10 protein-coding genes are annotated in these 18714 nt (G+C 73.1%); 1 reads left to right on the forward strand and 9 read right to left on the reverse strand.

All coding sequences use genetic code 11. The features are described from left to right. Positions 1–12: 12 nt before the first annotated feature. The 6 genes from ACFYWQ_RS28480 to ACFYWQ_RS28505 all read right to left on the reverse strand — a co-directional run bounded on the left by ACFYWQ_RS28480 (position 13) and on the right by ACFYWQ_RS28505 (position 10508). A complete protein-coding gene (locus ACFYWQ_RS28480; protein WP_389520162.1) occupies positions 13–2313 on the reverse strand; it encodes a glycoside hydrolase N-terminal domain-containing protein in 2301 nt (766 codons plus the stop codon). A 14-nt stretch (positions 2314–2327) separates the two neighbouring features. Beyond that, complete coding sequence (locus ACFYWQ_RS28485) at positions 2328–4313, reverse strand: beta-galactosidase (RefSeq protein WP_389520163.1); 1986 nt, start codon at positions 4311–4313, stop codon at positions 2328–2330. Beyond that, a complete protein-coding gene (locus ACFYWQ_RS28490) occupies positions 4310–6508 on the reverse strand; it encodes a WD40/YVTN/BNR-like repeat-containing protein (protein WP_389520165.1) in 2199 nt (732 codons plus the stop codon). The genes ACFYWQ_RS28485 and ACFYWQ_RS28490 overlap by 4 nt, the downstream gene beginning before the upstream one ends. Before the next feature lie 286 nt (positions 6509–6794). Next, entirely contained in the window at positions 6795–7742 is a 948-nt protein-coding gene (locus ACFYWQ_RS28495; protein ID WP_389520167.1) for a carbohydrate ABC transporter permease, read from the reverse strand. Next, a complete protein-coding gene (locus tag ACFYWQ_RS28500) occupies positions 7739–8785 on the reverse strand; it encodes an ABC transporter permease (protein ID WP_389520169.1) in 1047 nt (348 codons plus the stop codon). The genes ACFYWQ_RS28495 and ACFYWQ_RS28500 overlap by 4 nt, the downstream gene beginning before the upstream one ends. A gap of 28 nt (positions 8786–8813) precedes the next feature. After that, positions 8814–10508: an extracellular solute-binding protein gene (locus tag ACFYWQ_RS28505; RefSeq protein ID WP_389520170.1), complete on the reverse strand. Its 1695-nt coding sequence runs from the start codon at positions 10506–10508 to the stop codon at positions 8814–8816. Between the two features lie 384 nt (positions 10509–10892). Here ACFYWQ_RS28505 and ACFYWQ_RS28510 point away from each other — a divergent pair, with 384 nt between their 5' ends. Next, positions 10893–13730, forward strand: a complete 2838-nt coding sequence (locus ACFYWQ_RS28510; protein ID WP_389520172.1) for a glycoside hydrolase family 3 C-terminal domain-containing protein — start codon at positions 10893–10895, stop codon at positions 13728–13730. Positions 13731–13814: 84 nt separating this feature from the next. Here the strand turns inward: ACFYWQ_RS28510 and ACFYWQ_RS28515 are convergent, their stop codons facing one another. From ACFYWQ_RS28515 to gabT, 3 genes are all read right to left on the reverse strand, one after another. Next, positions 13815–15260 (reverse strand): aldehyde dehydrogenase family protein, encoded by a 1446-nt coding sequence (locus ACFYWQ_RS28515; RefSeq protein WP_389520173.1) that lies wholly within the window; start codon positions 15258–15260, stop codon positions 13815–13817. A gap of 791 nt (positions 15261–16051) precedes the next feature. Beyond that, positions 16052–16732 carry a phosphatase PAP2 family protein gene (locus tag ACFYWQ_RS28520; protein WP_389520175.1) on the reverse strand — a complete coding sequence of 227 codons (681 nt, stop codon included), beginning with the start codon at positions 16730–16732 and terminating at the stop codon, positions 16052–16054. A gap of 478 nt (positions 16733–17210) precedes the next feature. Further along, positions 17211–18545 (reverse strand): 4-aminobutyrate--2-oxoglutarate transaminase, encoded by a 1335-nt coding sequence (gene gabT, locus ACFYWQ_RS28525; RefSeq protein WP_389520177.1) that lies wholly within the window; start codon positions 18543–18545, stop codon positions 17211–17213. Positions 18546–18714: the final 169 nt, after the last annotated feature.

Genomic DNA, 18714 nt, shown 5'->3' on the forward strand with positions numbered 1-18714 from the left:
AGGTGCGGGGAGTTACCACGCCTCCAGACGGAGGACGTGGTCTTCTCCGGCGACGAGGTCGAGCGGCTGTGCGCCGGAGGAAGTCCGGACGTCGACGCGGTGGCTGCGCGTGGGGCGGATCACCGCGGTGGCGCCGTCGGGGTTCCAGGTGAGGTCGATCTCGGCTCCGAACCGGGTACGGACGCCCCGCAGCCGCCCCTGCCGGTACGCCGCCGGCAGCGCGGGCAGCAGGACCAGGCGGTCCGGGGTGGACTGCACGAGCATCTCGATCAGCACGCCGGGCAGGGTGTGCGCGGCGTCCGCGTTGTAGACGTCCCGGTTCGGGTAGTGCGCGCTCATCAGCGAGGCGTGGAAGAAGTCGCCGTCGAGGACCTGGCCGAGGGCGTGCGCGACCCGTTCGCCGTCGCGCAGCCGGGCCGCGACGAGGGCGTGGTGGAGGTGGCCGTGGGCCGAGTCGTTCTCGGCGCCGCGCAGTTCCAGGGCGCGGTGGGCGGCGGCCGCGAGGTCCGGGGTGTCGTAGGGATTGATCTCGTCGAGGGGCCAGACGGCGTAGAGGTGGCTGAGGTGGCGGTGGTCGTAGGTGTCGTCGAGGCCGGGCCAGGCCCATTCGGCGAGGGCGCCGTCGGCGTTGGTCCGGTGCGCGGGGAGGCGGTCGGCGAGGGCGCGCAGCCGGGCGGCGTCGGCCGGGTGGTAGCGGGCGGCGGTGAGCAGCGCGTGGCGGGCCGCGGAGAGGTCCATGGCCGCGTTGAGGGCGCCCCAGCTCGCGTTCGCGGGCCGGTTCTCCGGCGAGTAGGAGGGGACCACGACGAGCCGCCCGTCCTCGTCGGTGCGGGTGAGGAAGTCCTCGTAGAACGCGGCGACCTCGGCGAGCGCGGCGGCGGTGCGCGGATCGCGCTCGCCGCGGGTGTCGTCGTGGTCGACGAGCGGCCCCAGCAGCCAGTCGGCGCCGGCGGTCCACAGGTGCAGCGGGTACTCGCGGCTGAAGTGGTACGTCAGCCCGGACTCGCCGTCGGTGTGCGGCGGGGCGACGACGCCCCGGGCGCCGAAGATCGCGCGGGCGTTCTCCCGCCAGTCCGGGAGCTGGCCGTGGATCAGGGAGGCGAGCGCCTCGGTCACCTCGGGCAGGGCGGCGGCGGCCGCGGACGCCGTCTGGAGGTTGACGTTGGCGTCCGTGGTGAACGCGCCCGCCCAGGCGGTGTCCCAGTCGCCCGTCCACAGGCCGGTGAGCCGGGGCGGGAACAGACCGCTGGCGCTGAGCAGGTGGTAGCGGCCGGCCGCGAAGAGCCGCTCCAGCAGGGCCGCTCCGGGCGTCCGCTCCAGCAGCTCCGAGCCGGGCAGGGCGCGTTCCCCGGCGTCGCCGCCGAGGTCGAGCGTGACCCGTTCGTAGGCGGTGCGGTGCTGTGCGGTGTGGCGGTCGAGCAGCTCCTCGTACGTGTGCTCCGCGAGGAGGGTCCGCAGGGCGCGGGCCTCCTCGGTGACGTCGCCCTCGCCGGTGTGGCGGCGGACCCGGGTGAGGAGGAGGACGGCGTCGGCGCCCTCGACGCGGGCGCCCGGCGCGGCGAGGGACACCCGGCCGCCGGTGACCGCGAGGACGGTGACGCCGGTGTAGGCGCGGTCGCTGTCCGGGTAGCGGGCGCGCAGGGTGAGCACGGCGCCCTCGGGGGTGAGGAGGGTGCCGTGACCGACGGCCAGCCCGGCCGGTACGCCGGGGAGCCGGTGGTCCAGGGTGAGGTCGAGGGTGAGGTCGCGGCCGGTGACGTACTGGACGATCACGTCGTCCGCGCGGGAGACGAAGACGCGGCTGGTCCGGTCGCCGTGGCCGGCGGTGGTCTCGCCGGTGGCGAAGTCGACGGCACGGCGGTGTCCGGTCCGGTCCTCGGGCGGGCGGCGCAGGCGGGTCTGGAAGGCGGGGTGGAAGGGCTGCACCCACTGGAGCGGCCGGCCGTCCGTGAAGCCCTCGGCGGCCGTGAGGTCTCCGGCGAGCAGCCGGTCCTGGAGGGCGCGCAGGCCGGCGGCGAGCTCCGGGGGCCGGGCGTGCTCGCCGCCGTTGGGGCGGACCAGGGTGTGGTGCGTGACGACGACACGGTCGTCGTCCGGGTCACCGAACACAAGGGCGCCGTGGCGGCCGTTGCCGCTCAGGAAGCCGTCCTCCCAGCGGGCGGCGGGGTGGCGCTCCCAGGTTCCGTGGACGGGACCGACGGGACCGACGGGACCGGCGTGACCGGCGTGACCGGCGTGACCGCCGGGGCAGGAATCCGGGCCGGCCGGAGGCGTCGCGGGCAGGGTGGGCGGGGTGGACGTCGTGGGTCTCATGGGTCTCGTGGGTCTCATGGGCGCAGTACCGCCGCTCCGTAGCGGCCGAGGGTGAGGGTGTCGGTGACCGTGGTGCCGGTGAGGAGGTCGGTGTGGGTGCCGGGCACCTCGACCGTGACCGGCTCGCATCCGTGGTGCAGGAGGAACAGCAGCTCCCCGCGGCGTACGGCCTCGACGTCCGCCGGGAGGCCGTCGAGCACGGGGCGGACGCCCGCCCCGGCGGCGATCCGGGCGAGCAGGGCGCGCAGGGCCTCCGGCTCCGGCAGCGTGGAGAGGTACCAGGCGCGGCCGGTGCGCAGGACGGCCGGCAGTCCGTCGAGTTCGCCGCCCTTGTAGGGGATCGTCTCGTCGACGGTGTCCTCGTCGGCCTCGATCTCCTCCGACCACAGGGTGCCGGTGAAGCCGTCGCAGGCGACGGTCTCCCCCTGCTCCAGCGGCCACCACTCGTGCAGGGTGCGGATGCCGAACAGCTCGCGCAGCCGGGCGTCCATGCCGCCGGCGCGGACCCGGTCGTCCTCGTCGGCGACGCCGGTCAGGAAGCCGCTGACGAGGGTGCCGCCGCCCCGGACGTAGGCGAGGAGGTTGTCGATCGCGGCGTCGGTGAGGAGGTAGAGCTGCGGGACGACGACCAGCCGGTAGCCGCTGAGGTCGTGTTCGGGGTGGGCGAAGTCGGTGGTGAGGTCCGCCTCCCACAGGGCGCGGTGCCAGGCGTGCAGGACGACCGGGTGGTCCACGCGGTCGGAGAGGCGGCCAGGCTGGGAGCTCGCCCACCAGGCGTGCCAGTCGTGCAGCACGGCGATGTCCGCGCGGACGCCGCCGCCCGCCGTCTCGGGGCCGATCCGGGCGAGGTCGGCGCCGAGCTGCCGGGTCTCCTGGTAGGTACGGCCCCGCTCCCCCGCGTGGCCGACCATCCCGGAGTGGAACTTCTCCGCTCCCTGGCGGGACTGGCGCCACTGGAAGTAGCAGACGGCGTCGGCGCCGCGGGCGACGGCCTGGAGGGACCACAGACGGTTCATCCCGCGCGGCTTGGGGTGGTTGACGGGGCGCCAGTCGACCGCGCCTGCGGCCTGTTCCATCAGCATCCAGGGCCCGCGGGCCTGCGAACGGGTGAGGTCCTGGACGAGGGCGCCGTGCTGCGGGCCGAGCGGGTCGCGCGGGTCGGGGTAGAGGTCGACGGAGACGACGTCCTCCTCCCCGGCCCAGCGCCAGGCGTCGACGCCGAAGAACAGCGGCATGAAGTTGGTGGTCACCGGGATGTGCGGGGTGTGCCGGGCCACGATGTCGCGTTCGGCGGTGTAGCACTCCAGCAGCATGTCGGAGGTGAAGCGCCGGAAGTCCAGCACCTGGGTGGGGTTGCTCAGGTAGTGCGGGGTGCGCGGGGGCAGGACGCCGTCCCAGGTGTCGTAGCCCTGGCTCCAGAAGGCGGTGCCCCAGGCGGTGTTGAGGGCGTCGAGGGTGCCGTACCGGTCGCGCAGCCAGCGGCGGAAGGCGGCGGCGGCCTCGTCGCCGTAGTCGTAGGTGCAGTACTCGTTGTTGATGTGCCACAGGGTGAGGGCGGGGTGGGTGCCGTAGCGGGCGGCCAGGTCCTCGGTGATGGCGGCGGCGTACCTGCGGTAGGTGGCGCTGGAGTGCGAGAAGTGCTGGCGGCCGCCCCACCACTCGGTGCGGCCGTCCTCGGTGCGGGGCAGGGTGTCGGGGTGGAGCCGGCCCAGCCAGGGGGGCGGGGAGGAGGTGGGGGTGGCGAGGACGACGCCGATGCCGTTGTCGTGCATCAGGTCCATCAGCCGGTCCAGCCAGCCGAACTCGCGTGCTCCGGGCGTCGGTTCCAGCTTGGACCAGGAGAAGACGCCGAGGGTGACGGAGGTGACGGAGGCGTCCCGCATCAGGCGGACGTCCTCGTGCCAGGTCTCCTCCGGCCACTGCTCGGGGTTGTAGTCGCCGCCGAAGAGGACGCGGCCCCGGGTGGCGTCGTGCAGCGTCGGCCTGTTCTCGGATGTCATCGCGCGGGCTCCCCGTACTGGATGCCGCGCCCGTTGGTGGCCAGGTAGACCCGGCCGTACACGCGCGGGTCGCCGGTGATCGTCTCGCCGGTCCAGCCCCACTGGTGGGCGTCGTCGTTGACGCGCACCCAGCTCTGCGCCGCGTCGTCGGAGCGGTAGACGGCGGTGACGGTCTCCGTCGAGCCGACCTGGTAGAGCGCCGGGTACGCGGCGCCGTCGGCGGCCTTGCCGAAGCCCAGGGTGTACGAGGCCCAGCAGCTGTCGACCTTCGCGAAGGTGACGCCGCCGTCGGTGGACCGGTACAGGCCGTTCCACTTGGCGCTCAGCCACAGGTCACCGGACCTGCCCGGGGCCGCGACCACCTTGAACTGGCTGTCGCCGGAGGGCAGTCCGGTCGCCCGCGCCGTGAAGGTGCGGCCGCCGTCGGTGCTGGCGAGGAGCGTTCCGGTGTCGGTGTCGTACGCGTAGAAGAGCGCCGGGTCGGCCGGGTCGGCGACCGGTGTGGCGCCCTTCGGGAAGGAGGGGACCTCGGCCCAGGTCGTGCCGTCGTCCGTGGAGCGGTGGGCGGCGTACTTCGTGCCGTCCCAGTGCACGAAGGACCACAGCAGCGCGCTGCCGTCGGCGTTGGTGGCGATCGGCCCCGGAGCGTCCTTGGCCAGGGCGGGCTGCGCGGCGAAGGGCGTCCAGGTCCGGCCGCCGTCGTTCGAGAAGGCGCCGTTGCCGTGGTCGCCCCAGCCGGCGCGGACGACGTACGACGGTCTGGCCGCGGCCTGCGCCAGTCCCGTCGCCGACCCGGACACGGGGTTCGTGGCCATGCCGCGGGACGGGGACGCGGTGAGCCGCTCGTGGTACATCACGCCGATGTCCCGCGAGCCGCTGATCAGATGTGCCTCCCCGGCCGGGGGCGACACCAGCTGGACCACGGACGCCTCCTCCAGGCCGCGGATCCGCGGGGCCCAGTTCCTCAGGTCCCGGGTGCCGTAGAGGGTCGCGCCGGTGCCGTACACGATGTGCCGGGAGTCGTACGGGTCGACGGCGAGGGCCTGGATCCACCAGCCGAACTTCGGCCGGTCCTCCCCCCACTTCAGGTAGGGCGTCTCCGACACGTCGAGGACGGCGGTGTCCTTCAGGGACGTCCAGGTGCGGCCGCCGTCGGTGGTGCGGTACAGGGTGTCGACCGCCGCCCAGCGGTTGTTGGTGGAGACGACGACGGTGCCGGGGCGGCGGGCGTCGACGGCGACGCCGCCGTAGCCGAAGGAGTCGGTCCCGCCGTCGGCCGTGGTCCCGCCGGGCCGCACGGGCGTGACCTCGGTCCAGGTGCCGGTGCCCGTGGCCAGCCGGTGCACGCTGCCGTCGGACTGGCCGTTGGGGCCGGGCGCGTCGGCGTACGTCACGTACAGCGCGCCGGCGTGCCGGTCGTACGCGGCGCGGACCGGGACCTTGGCGGCGGTGCCGGCGGGCTGCCCGGGGACGGCCTCCCAGGTGGTGCCGTCCGTGGTGCGGAAGAGGTTCGCGGAGGTGCCGTCCCCGTCGCCCCAGCCGGCGTAGACGGCGCGGCCCGCGGCGACGAGGAGGGTGACGCCCTGGCCGGCGGCGCTCGCGCCGGCGGGGAAGCCGGGGACGGCGGCCCATGTCGCGCCCCGGTCCGTCGACCGGAGGAGCCCGTCGTGCCGTGTGCCCAGCCACAGGGTGTCGCTGTCGCGCGGGTCGACGAGCAGGCGCTCGCCGCAGCCCCGGCCGTCCTCGTTGGCGCCGAGCTTCACGGTGAGGTCGGTGCGGGTCCAGGTGGCGCCCCGGTCCTCCGACCGCAGGACCGCGCCGTTGCCGGCCCAGGACTGGGCGTAGGTGCCGACGGCGAGGTAGAGGCGGTCGGGGTGCGCCGGGTCGACGGCGAGGGCCTCGACGCCGAGGAGGTTCCAGTCGTCCCAGCCGAGGTGGTCGGTCAGCGGGGTCCAGCGGGCCGCGCGGTCGTCCCAGCGGTAGGCGCCGCCGATGTCGGTGCGGGCGTAGGCGAGGCCCTGGACGGCCGGGTGGAAGAGGACGCCGGTGATGAAGCCGGTGCCGCCGATGACGGCGTTGCGCCAGCGGTAGGGCACGGGGTCACCGGCCGCGTGGGCACTCCCCTGCCCCACCGGGAGTGTGGTGAGCGCGGCGGCGGCTGCCGTGCCGGCGAGGACGGTGCGGCGGCTGAGCATGGGGGTACCTCGCAGGGTCGGGTTCGTGGACGTGGGTGGGCGGGGGCGGGGTGCTGGTGCCGGGGGGGGTGGGGTGCGCGGCCCGGCGCTTGCGGGGTGCCGCCGCGCCCACCCGTGCCGCCCTGCGGCACGACTGCCCGCGGCTACGGCTGCGGCTGGGGCTGCGGCTGCGGCTGCGGCTGCGGAGAGCGTGACTGCACCCCCTAGGGGCGCGGGGAACTGCGCGAGCGGCCACGACGTACCCGCAGCCGTACGACGACCCGCACCCCCGCCGCCGACGAGGGCGTCAGCCCTTCACCGCACCCGTCAGCATCCCCTTCTTGAAGTGCTTCTGCACGAACGGCGACAGCACCGCCACCGGCAGCAGCGCCATCACCATGACGGCCATCTGCACGGCCAGCCCGGACAGTTCACCGGTCTTGATGGCCTGGCCCAGGCCGACCGGGGCCTCCTGCTTCTGCACGAGCTGGATCATGACGTTCTGCAACGGCATCATGTCCTGGTCGTTGAGGTAGATCGAGGCGTTGAACCAGGCGCTCCAGTAGCCGACGGCGTAGAAGAGGGTGATGACCGCGAGGACCGCGCGGGACAGCGGCATCACGATCTGCCACAGGATCCGGACGTCCCCCGCCCCGTCGATCCGGGCGCTGTCGATCAGCTCCGGCGAGATCCCCATGAAGAACCCGCGCAGGACGAGGATGTTGAAGACACTGATCGCGCTCGGCAGGATCAGCGCGAGGTAGGTGTCGGTCAGGCCCAGCGACTGCACCAGCAGGTAGGTGGGGATCAGGCCGGCGCTGAAGAACATCGTCGCCAGCAGGATCATCAGCAGCCAGCGGTGGCCGAGCGAGCCCGTACGGGAGAGCCCGTAGGCGCACAGCACGGACACCGTCATCGAGAACGCCGTACCGACGACCGTGATCACTATGCTGATCACCGCCGCGCGGGTCACCTGGCCGCCGCTGAGCAGCTCCTGGTAGGCGACGAAGGTGATGCCCTTGGGGACCATCACCAGGCCGCCCGCCTCGTCGATCGTCCGGCGTGAGGAGAGGCTGGTGACGACGACGATCCAGAGCGGGAAGAGGATGGCGAAGCAGGCCAGTCCCAGGACCAGTCCCTTGCTCGCCACGCCCACGCGGGTGGGCTTCTCCTCCCACACCGGCCGCGGCGGTGCGGCCCAGCGGCCGGGCCCGGCCACCGGCTCGTCCAGTGGCTTGTCGATCACGGCACTCACTTCTTGTACACCCCCTGCTCGCCCATCAGATGGGCCACCTTGTTCGCGACCAGGACCAGTCCGAGGCTCACCACGCCCTTGATCAGCCCGGCGGCGGCCGCGTAGCCGAAGTCCTGGTTGCGCACGCCGTTCCACCAGACGAAGGTGTCGAGGACCTCCGCGGCGCCCGGTCCGACGGCGTCGCGCTGGAGGAGGATCTGTTCGAAGCCGACGGTGAGGGCGTCGCCGACGCGCAGCACCAGCAGCAGGGCGATCACCGGGCGCAGCGCGGGCAGGGTGACGTGCCATATGCGGCGCCAGCGGTTGGCGCCGTCCATCGCGGCGGCCTCGTACAGGTCCGGGGGGACCGAGGCGAGCGCGGCGAGGAAGACGATGATCCCCCAGCCGGCGTCCTTCCAGACGCTCTGCGCGGTGACCAGGAACTTGAAGGTCTCGGGGTCGGTCATGAGGGAGAGGCCGTCGTAGCCGTGCTCGCGCAGCAGCTGGGAGAGCAGGCCGGCGCCGCCGAACAGCTGCTGGAAGACGGCGATGACGAGCACCCACGAGAAGAAGTGCGGCAGGTAGAGGATCGCCTGCGAGATCGCCCGCACCCGGGGCCTGACCACGCTGTTGATGAGCAGCGCGAGGAGGATCGGGACCGGGAAGTACAGCACCAGCTGGAGGACGAAGAGCACCAGCGTGTTGCGCAGGGCGTCCCAGAAGGCGGAGTCCTCGAAGATCCGCTGGAAGTTCTCCAGGCCCACCCAGGGGCTGTTCAGGATGGAGACGACCCCGTTGTCGCTGATGTAGGGGTCGTACTCCTGGAAGGCCACGACGTTGCCGAGGATCGGCACGTAGTTGAAGAGCAGGACCAGCAGGACGGCCGGCAGGGACATCAGGATCAGGACGCGGTCGCGTCTGAACCTGAGCCGCAGGCCGAGCTTTCCCTGTGGTCGGTTGCGCCGGGGGCCGGTGGCGCCGCCGGACGCCACCGGTGTCTCGTCGCCGGTCTTCTCCGGTGTGCTGGCCTCGGTCCCGCTCCGGGGCACCGTGCTGTGCGACACGGCCGTTCTCCTTGCCTCGGTGCGTCGGTCAGCCGGCCGACGAGCCGTTGTCGTCGAGCAGCTTCTGGTACCAGTCGCGCAGCTCGTCGCCGCCCTTGCTCTTCCAGTCGGAGACGGCCTGCTGCATGTCGGAGATCTTCTTGCGGCCGCGGATGATGTCGTCCTCGAGCTGCTCGAAGTCGTTCATGAGGTTGGTGTAGCGGGCGGGCTCGGTGATCTGCATGCCGTAGAAGGAGGACTTCTTGGTGTGGGCGCCGGCCTTCTGCTGCCACTCGACCTGTCCCTTGGCGACGTCGGGGAAGTCGGGGTGGGCGAGGGTCGAGGCGGGGCTGGCGATCATCACGTAGGCGTTCAGCACGTCGATGTTGCCCTGGTCGTTCTTGACCGGGACGCCGTCCTTGAGGGTGTAGTGGGTGCCCTCCACGCCGTAGTTGGTCATCATGAACTCCTTGGTGCCGTACGGCGCGGCGGTGACGTTGGCGACGGCCAGCGCGTCACGGATGACCGACTCGGACGCCTTCTTGTTGACGAAGGCGAAGATGCTGGCCGGGTTCTTGGCCCAGAAGGTGGGGGTGCCCCCGTCGTGGGCGAAGAGGTCCATGCCCCACACCTGGAACTCCGGGTTCTGGGCGGCCTGTTCGGCGGTGCGGCTGTACCACTGCGAGATGTCCTGGTTGTAGATGAGGAACTCGCCGGCCGCGAACTTCGGTCCCGGGTCGGTGGCGTTGCTCTTGCCCAGCTCGGCGTCGGGGTGCACGAGTTCGTCGGCGAACAGCTTGCGCGTCCACTCGATCGCCTCCAGGTACTCCTGGGTCTCGATGCGGTTGATCAGCTTGCCGTCGACGACGTTCCAGCCGAGCGCCTTCTCGTCTCCGGAGAGGACGCCGAACATGTTCCAGGCGGTCCACTTCATGTCGAGACAGGCCCACCGCTTGGCCTTGGCGTTGGTGATCTCCTTGGCCAGGGCGTAGAACTCGGCGGCGGTGGTGGGGACCGCGTACCCCTCCTTGTCGAAGATGTCCTTGCGGTAGAGGGGCACGATGTTGGAGACGTACGACGACGGCATCGGCAGGCCGCGCAGCTTGCCTCCGAAGAGGGAGCGCTGCCAGGCGTCGGTGGGGATCGCGGCGAGGTTCGGGTACTCCTTGACGGCGTCGCCCGAGAGGTAGGGGCCCAGGTCGGCGAACTTGCTGATGATCGCGCTGGGTATCTTGCCGGTCATGTTCCAGCCGGGGACGACCACGACGTCCGGCACGTCGCTGGAGGCGAGGACCGCGCCCAGCTTCTGGTCGTAGGTGTTGCCGTCCTGGTTCTGCCAGACGACGTCGACGCCGATCAGGTCGTTCATCGACGTGTAGTAGGCGTTGTCGGCCTTCGGCGGCGAGCCCCAGAACGGCGACATGACGGTGACCTTGCCGCCCTTGCCCAGCTTCTTCGGCACCGAGGTCTTGAGGCTCGCCAGGTCCAGCTTGCTGGTGAAGCCGATCGAGGAGCCGTTCTTGGACGGGATGTCGGGCGTCACCACGTTGGAGGCGACGTAGGCCGGCAGGAGCTTCTTGGCGTCCTTGCCCGAGGTGGTGCCGTCGCGCGAACCGCTGTCCGTGCCGCCGCAGGCGGCGAGCAACGGCATCCCTCCGGCCACCGCTGCGGTGGCGACCGCCGTGGAGGCGAGGAAGCTTCTCCGGCTGGGCCCGGGGGAAGCGGAAGCGGCGTTCGGCGTCATTGCGTCAACCCTTCATGGCGCACCAGGACACCCGGCGGTGGCCGTCGGCTGCGGTGTCTCGAGTGGAACTGGCTGAGCTGAAGCGGTTCCCGTCCCCGGTCGTCGGAGGATTACCCGCCCCGTGGCGGCGACCCCGTACACCGGAAGAATCGTCGAAGCGCTTCGATGTTGCTGCGAGGTTAAGTGAAGGGATGGGGGTGCACAAGGGTCGCTTCCAAGATTCCTCCGAGGTGTGCGGGTTCGGTGCCCGCTCATGTACGGCTTGAAATGCCGCCCGTGAGTCGGAGTTGTTGCCGGGGGACGTCTTGACACCCACCCTGCCTCCGAATGAGCATCGAAGCGCTTCGAAAGCGCCTGCTCGCTCCAGTGCAAAGGGATCACCACGTGACCGCACCCACGCCGCCCACGCCGCCTTTCCGCGATCCGCACCTGCCGTTCGCGAAGCGCATCGACGATCTGCTGTCGCGGCTGACCCTGGACGAGAAGGTCTCCTTCCTGCACCAGTTCGCCCCGGCCGTGGAGCGGCTCGGCCTCGCCGGGTTCCGCACCGGCCAGGAGGCGCTGCACGGCGTGGCGTGGATGGGGCCGGCGACCGTGTTCCCGCAGGCCGTGGGGCTGGGCGCGACCTGGAACCCGGAGCTGGTGCGCCGGGTCGGCGAGGCCGTCTCCCGGGAGGTGCGCGCGATGCGGGCCCGGGACGAGCGCATCGGCCTCAACGTCTGGGCGCCCACGGTCAACCTGCTGCGCCACCCCCTGTGGGGCCGCAACGAGGAGGGCTACTCGGAGGACCCGAAGCTCACCTCCGCCATCGCCACCGCCTACACGCACGGTCTGCGCGGAGGGCATCCGACGTACTGGCGCACGGCCCCGGTCCTCAAGCACTGGCTGGCGCACAACAACGAGACCGGCCGGGACGTCACCTCCTCCTCGGTCCGCCCGCGCGTGCTGCACGAGTACGACCTGCGCGCCTTCCGGGAGACGGTCGAGGCGGGCGCGGTGGCCGGCGTGATGCCCGCGTACAACCTGGTCAACGGCCGCCCCAACCACGTCTCCCCCTACCTGCGCGAGCAGCTGCGGACCTGGACGGAGGAGGAGCTGCTGGTCTGCTCGGACGCGGGCGCCCCCTCCAACCTGGTCGACTCCGAGCACTACTTCGACACCCACGAGGAGGCGATGGCGGCCTCGCTGACCGCCGGCGTGGACAGCTTCACCGACCACGGCACGGACGGCTCGAAGATCACCGCGCGGGTGCGGGGCGCCCTGGAGCGGGGGCTGCTGACCGAGGCCGACGTCGACACGGCGGTCCGCCGCCAGCTCTCGGTCCGCTTCCGGCTCGGCGAGTTCGACCCGGGCGAGGACCCGCACGCGGGCACCGGCGCGTTCGACACGCCGGACCACCGGGCCCTCGCCCAGGAGGCCGCCGAGCAGGCCGTGGTGCTGCTGCGCAACGACGGCGTGCTGCCGCTGGCCGCCGGCACCCGGCTCGCCGTGGTCGGCCTGCTCGCCGACGAGTGCAAGCTCGACTGGTACAGCGGCACCCTGATCCACCGCTCCACCCCGCTGGAGGGGCTGTACGAACGGTTCGGCGCCGAGCGGGTGGAGTTCGCCGAGGGCGTCGACCGGGTCCTGCTGAGGACCGCCGCGGGCGCCTTCCTGGCGGTGCCGCCCGCCCCCGAGGCCGCCGACGCGGTGCGCGGAGCCGAGGGCGCCCTGGACCCGGCGCTGCTCGCGGGCCGCACCGACCTGCCCCCGCTCACCACCGACGCCTCCGGCACCGAGCTGGCGCTGGCCGACTGGGGGGAGGGCGTCCTCACCCTGCGCGCGCCCGACGGCCGGTACCTCTCGGTCGCCGAGGACGGCTTCCTGCGCGCCTCCGCCGACCAGCCCGGCGGCTGGGTGGTGCAGGAGACGTTCCGCCTCGAAGCCCATGGAAACGGTCACCTCCTGCGGCACCTGGGAACGGGTCACCACGTCTCTGTCACCGCCGACGGCGTGAAGGTTGCCGAGGAGAATCCCGAGGTCTTCGAGCTCATCGTCGTCGAAAGCGGTGAGGACGCGGTGACCCGGGTCACCGCCGAGGCCGACGTGGTCGTGGTGGTGGCGGGCAACGACCCGCACATCAACGGCCGCGAGACCGAGGACCGTACGACCCTGCGGCTGCCGCCGCACCAGGAGCGCCTGCTGGCGGCGGCCCGGACCGCGAACCCGCGCACGGTGCTGGTGCTGACGTCGGCGTACCCGTACGCGGTCGAGCCGGAGCACCTGTCCGCGGTGCTGTGGACCGCGCACGGCGGGCAGGCCGCGGGGACCGCCCTGGCGCGGGTGCTGGCCGGTGACGTCTCCCCGGCGGGCCGGCTGCCGCAGACCTGGTACGCCGGCGACGCGGACCTGCCCGACCTGCTCGACTACGACGTGATCGGCTCCCGCCAGACGTACCTGTACTTCGAGGGCACCCCGCTGTTCCCGTTCGGGCACGGCCTGTCCTACGCCTCCTTCGCCTACGCCGGCCTGACGGTGGCCGTCGGGGAGGACACGGCGCGGGTCTCCTTCACGGTGACCAACACGGGGGAGGTGACCGCCGACGAGGTCGCCCAGCTCTACGCCCGCGCGGTGGAGCCGTCGGTCCCCCGCCCGCGCCGTGAGCTGCTGGACCACCGCCGGCTCACGCTGGCCCCGGGCGAGCGGCGGGAGGTCTCCTTCGACGTGCCGCTGTCCGCCTTCGCGTTCTTCGACGTGGCCCGGGGTGGCCCGCGCCTCGAACCGGGCCCGTACGACCTGCTGGTCGGCGCGTCCAGCGAGGACGTCCGGCTGCGGGCGACGGTGACGCTCGACGGCGAGGCGGGCGCCCCGCGTCCCGTCCTGCGCGAGGGGCTGGCCGCCGTCGGCTTCGACGAGCAGAGCGGGACCGAGATCGTGGACCGGTCCAAGACGGCGGGGGACGCGGTGACGCCGGCGGCCGGCGGCACGGGCGAGCTGCTCTACCGCGCCTGCGACTTCGGGAGCGGCACCACGGCGGTGAGCGTGGAGGTGGCCGGCGAGGGCACGGTCGAGGTCTCCCTGGACGGCGGTCCGGCCCCGGCGGTGCTGACGCTCGGCACGCCCACGCCGGGCCCGTACGACTACACCACCCTCGACGCCCCGTTCACCGCGGACGGGGTGCGCGATCTGCGGATCAGGCTGCGCGGCCCGCTGCGGCTCGCGCTCGTCGGCTTCTCCGGTTGAGGGTCCGGACCAGGCCGACGCGGAGAAGGGACCCGGCACCGGAGTTCTCCGGTGCCGGGCCCCTTCGGGGCTTCGTCGAGCCGGCTAGAGGGCGAGCCCGGTGAGGACCAGAACGCGCTCGTAGGTGTAGTCGTCCATCGCGAACCGCACGCCCTCGCGGCCCACCCCGGACTGCTTGGCGCCGCCGTACGGCATCTGGTCGGCGCGGTAGGACGGGACGTCGCCGATCACGACACCGCCGACCTCCAGCGCGCGGTGGGCGCGGAAGGCGACCTGGAGGTCGTGGGTGAACACGCCGGCCTGGAGGCCGTACTTGGAGTCGTTGACGGCGTCGAACGCCTCGGCCTCGCCGTCCACCCTGCGCACGGTGAGGACCGGCCCGAAGACCTCCTCGCAGGCGATCGTGACGTCCGCCGGTACGTCGGTGAGGACGGTCGGCGCGTAGGAGGCGCCGTCGCGCTTGCCGCCGGTGAGCAGGGTCGCGCCCGCGGCGACGGCCTCGTCCACCCAGGTCTCGACGCGCTTGGCCGCGTCCTCGCTGACCAGCGGGCCGACGTCGGTGCCGTCGTCGGACGGGTCGCCGGTGGCCTGCGCCTCGACGGCGGCGACGATGCGCGGCAGCAGCCGGTCGTACACCGACGCGTCGGCGATCACCCGCTGCACGGAGATGCAGGACTGGCCGCCCTGGTAGTTGGAGAACGTCGCGATGCGGGTGGCGGCCCAGTCGAGGTCCGCGTCGCTCGCCCAGTCGCCGAGGACGACGGCCGCGCCGTTGCCGCCCAGCTCCAGGGTGCAGTGCTTGCGCGGCACCGAGTCCATGATCGCGTAGCCGACCTTCTCGGAGCCGGTGAAGGAGATGACCGGCAGCCGCTCGTCCTGGACCAGGGCGGGCATGCGGTCGTTGGCGACCGGCAGGATGCTCCAGGAGCCGGCGGGCAGCTCGGTCTCGGCGAGCAGCTCGCCGATGACCAGACCGGAGAGCGGGGTGGCCGGGGCGGGCTTCAGGATGATCGGCGCGCCCGCCGCGATCGCCGGGGCGACCTTGTGGGCGCACAGGTTGAGCGGGAAGTTGAACGGCGCGATGCCGAGCACGACGCCCTTGGGGAAGCGCCGGGTGAGGGCGAGACGGCCCTGGCCGCCGGCGTCGGTGTCGAGCCGCTGGGCCTCGCCGCCGTTGAACCGGCGGGCCTCCTCGGCGGCGAACCGGAAGACGGAGACCGCCCGGCCGACCTCACCGCGCGCCCACTTGATCGGCTTGCCGTTCTCGGCGGAGATCAGCTGCGCGATCTCCTCGGTGCGCTCGACGAGCCGCTTGCTGACGTGGTCCAGGGCGGCGGCGCGGACGTGCGCCGGGGTGGCGGCGAACTCGTCCCGCACGGCGTACGCGGCGGCCACGGCCTCCTCGACCTGCGCGTCCGTCGGCACGCTGACCCGGCCGACGAGACGGCCGTCCCACGGCGAGGTGACGTCGAAGCTGTCCTCGCCGGTGGCCTGGCGGCCGGCGAGCCAGAAGGCGTGGGTGGAAGTCATAGTCGAGTCCCGGCCCTTCCGCGTAGGGGGTGTGCTGGTTTTCCTGGTCCACCGTAGGGGCGGGGAGGCGGAAGGGCGTTTGTCCGGGACGTAGTGGTGCGGGCCGGGGGTGCGCCGCTTTGGCACGGTCGGCCGGGCGCGGCCGACCGTGTGACGCGGGTACCGCCCCGGCCGCGTGCTGGGTGCCGAACCCCTCCCGCGCCGGATGCCGAGCCCCTCCCGCGCCGGATGCCAAGCCCCTCCCGCGCCGGATGCCGAGCCCCTCCCGCGCCGGATGCCGAGCCGCTCCCGCGCCGGGACCGCACCGCCTCGACGCGGCCGTGGGAGGCGCTGCCGGGCACGGTCCGCCCACGGCTCGACGCGGTCGGTCGTCCGGCGCCCGGACGGCCGCGGAGGCCCGCCGCGGCTCGGCACCGGGGCCCGGCGCACGGCTCGGCACGGACACACCCCGCGCCCGGCTCGACGCGGAGGCCCGGTCGGCGGCTCGACGCGGAGGCCCGGTCGGCGGCTCGGCGCGGTCGCTCGCCCACCGGTGGGCGGAGCGCCCCAGACGGGCTGCGGTGCTCGGCCGGACGGGCTGCGGTGCTCGGCCGGACGGGCCGGGGTGCTCGGCCGGACGGGCCGGGGTGCTCGGCCGGACGGGCCGGGGTGCTCGTGCGACCGGGCCGGGGTGCTCGCCCTACCGGCGGGCGCACCGCCCTGCACACCGTTCACCTCGGGCACCCGACCGGTGGCCCGGCGTGCGGGCGCCCGGCGTGCGGGCACCCGGCGTGCAAGCACCCGGCCCGCGGTCACCGTGCGAGGCGTCGCAGCAGCAGCCACAGGGCGCCCAGCAGCGCCGCGCCGAGGCACCAGCTGGCCACCACGTCCAGCGGCCAGTGGTAGCCCTGGCGGACCAGCCCGAAGGAGACGGCGGCGACGAGGGCGGCGGCCGTGGCGGCGACCGCGCGGCGCGCGAGTGCGGTGACCAGCCAGGGCAGCAGGACCAGGGCGGCGGAGCCGTAGGCGAGGGCCGCCGTCGCCGTGTGCCCGGAGGGGTAGTAGCCGGTGGCCGGCGGCACGGCGGGCGTGCCCGGCCGGTCCGTCCACTCCTTCAGCGGGAGCACGATCAGCGGCATCAGCGCCATCAGCACCGCCACGGCGACGGGCGGCAGCCACCAGCGCCCGACGCCCGCGGCCCGCCCCCTCCGGGCGGTGTACCAGACGACCAGTACCAGCACCGGCACCGCGACCGACACGTTGCCCAGGTCGGCGAGGAGTTCGCAGACCTGGTCCCGGTGGACGAGCGCCCGGCTGAGGCGTTCGTCCGCCCGCAGCAGCGGGCCATCGGCGACGACCTGCCAGGTGAGCAGCGTGAAGAGGAGGGCGGGCAGACCGAACAGGAGGGCGAGGAGGCCGGGGCGCGGAGCCGGAGTCCCGGCGTCCGGCGACGCGGACGCGTGCTCGGTCCGCCGGCGGAGGCGGGTCGACATGGAGCCCAGCTTGCCAGGCGGGGGCGGGGAGGGCTGCCGGGAGCCGCGGGCCCGCCCCGGAGACATGACGAAGACCCCGGAGCGCGTCCGGGGTCCGTCTTCCGTGGTCTGTACCGGAGAAGGAGGTCGGCCACCCCGGAACAGGGGGGATGGTTCCGGGGCGGCCGTCCGGACCGGAGCGCCGGCCGCCCCGGGGGGTCTGGGGCGGACGACTGTCCGATCGGTGAGGAGATCCGGAGCCAGAGGCTCCGTTCGTGTGCGCGAGGCACGACCAGGTCGAAGCTGGGGAGGCTCCGGCCCGGGTTCACCCGCGGTCGCCCGCGGGTGGGGGTGTATCTCTCATCTGGGGAGAACCTACGGCAGCGACTGCCGGGACGACAGGGCGATCCGCCGCCCGCCATCCACCTCGCACACCTTCTTCACACGCTCTGCCCGGCCCGGAATTCCGTGGTTCCCGGACCGGACGCACAGGGCCCGCTCAGATACCGGCGAAGGCCTGCTCGATGATGTCGAGCCCCTCGCCGAGCAGGTCGTCGCCGATCACCAGCGGCGGCAGGAAGCGCAGCACGTTGCCGTAGGTGCCACAGGTCAGGACCAGCAGGCCCTCCTGGTGGCAGGCCTTGGCGAGCGCGGCGGTCGCCTCGGGGTTCGGCTCCTTGGTCGTACGGTCCTTGACCAGCTCGATGGCGATCATCGCGCCACGGCCGCGCACGTCGCCGATGACGTCGAACTTCTCGGCCATGGCGGTCAGGCGGCCCTTCATGATCGCCTCGATGTTCTTGGCCCGGGCGTTGAGGTCCAGCTCCTTCATCGTCTCGATCGAGCCGAGCGCGCCCGCGCAGGCCACCGGGTTGCCGCCGTAGGTGCCGCCCAGGCCGCCCGCGTGGGCGGCGTCCATGATCTCGGCGCGGCCGGTGACGGCGGCGAGCGGCAGACCGCCCGCGATGCCCTTGGCCGTGGTGATCAGGTCGGGGACGATGCCCTCGTCCTCGCAGGCGAACCACTGGCCGGTGCGGCAGAAGCCGGACTGGATCTCGTCGGCGACGAAGACGATGCCGTTGTCCGCGGCGAACTGCCGGATCGCCGGCAGGAAGCCCTTGGCCGGCTCGATGAAGCCGCCCTCGCCGAGCACCGGCTCGATGATGATCGCGGCCACGTTGTCCGCGCCGACCTGCTTGGTGATCTGGTCGATGGCCTGCGCGGCGGCCTCGGGGCCGGCGTTCTCGGCACCGGTCGGCCAGCGGTAGCCGTAGGCGACCGGGACGCGGTAGACCTCGGGCGCGAACGGGCCGAACCCGTGCTTGTACGGCATGTTCTTCGCCGTCAGCGCCATGGTGAGGTTGGTCCGGCCGTGGTAGCCGTGGTCGAAGACGACGACCGCCTGCCGCTTGGTGTACGCGCGGGCGATCTTCACGGCGTTCTCGACGGCCTCGGCGCCGCTGTTGAACAGCGCGGACTTCTTGGCGTGGTCACCCGGGGTGAGCTCGGCGAGGGCCTCGGCGACCTCCACGTAGCCCTCGTAGGGGGTGACCATGAAACAGGTGTGGGTGAAGTCGGCGAGCTGCGCGGAGGCACGGCGTACGACGGCCTCGGCGGACGCGCCCACGCTGGTCACCGCGATGCCGGAGCCGAAGTCGATGAGGCGGTTGCCGTCGACGTCCTCGATGATGCCGCCGCCCGCGCGCGCGGTGAACACCGGCAGCACGGAACCCACGCCCTGCGCGACCACGGCGGTACGGCGGGCCTGCAACTCCTGCGACTTCGGGCCGGGGATGGCGGTGACGACGCGGCGCTCCTGCGGAAGTGCGGTCATGGGGTGCTCCCTGATGGTCTTGCGTACCGGGTGGTCCGGGATGGTCGTGCGTACCGGGTGGTCCGGCGGGGTGCGCGGTCCGGGGTTCTCCGGAGGTGCGTCCGGCGGACACAGTGCTCTCTTCTCGCAGGCTAGGGCGATGGACGGGGGGTCGGCATGCTCCATGTGG

The organism is Streptomyces sp. NPDC003247, from assembly GCF_042888135.1.
Classification (GTDB): domain Bacteria; phylum Actinomycetota; class Actinomycetes; order Streptomycetales; family Streptomycetaceae; genus Streptomyces.

Excerpts from the sequence above, each read along its gene's own strand:
- ACFYWQ_RS28505 (WP_389520170.1), bottom strand. The coding sequence starts at position 10,508 with ATGACGCCGAACGCCGCTTCCGCTTCCCCCGGGCCCAGCCGGAGAAGC.
- ACFYWQ_RS28515 (WP_389520173.1), bottom strand. The coding sequence starts at position 15,260 with ATGACTTCCACCCACGCCTTCTGGCTCGCCGGCCGCCAGGCCACCGGC.
- ACFYWQ_RS28490 (WP_389520165.1), bottom strand. The coding sequence starts at position 6,508 with ATGCTCAGCCGCCGCACCGTCCTCGCCGGCACGGCAGCCGCCGCCGCG.
- ACFYWQ_RS28485 (WP_389520163.1), bottom strand. The coding sequence starts at position 4,313 with ATGACATCCGAGAACAGGCCGACGCTGCACGACGCCACCCGGGGCCGC.
- ACFYWQ_RS28520 (WP_389520175.1), bottom strand. The coding sequence starts at position 16,732 with ATGTCGACCCGCCTCCGCCGGCGGACCGAGCACGCGTCCGCGTCGCCG.
- gabT (WP_389520177.1), bottom strand. The coding sequence starts at position 18,545 with ATGACCGCACTTCCGCAGGAGCGCCGCGTCGTCACCGCCATCCCCGGC.
- ACFYWQ_RS28480 (WP_389520162.1), bottom strand. The coding sequence starts at position 2,313 with ATGAGACCCACGACGTCCACCCCGCCCACCCTGCCCGCGACGCCTCCG.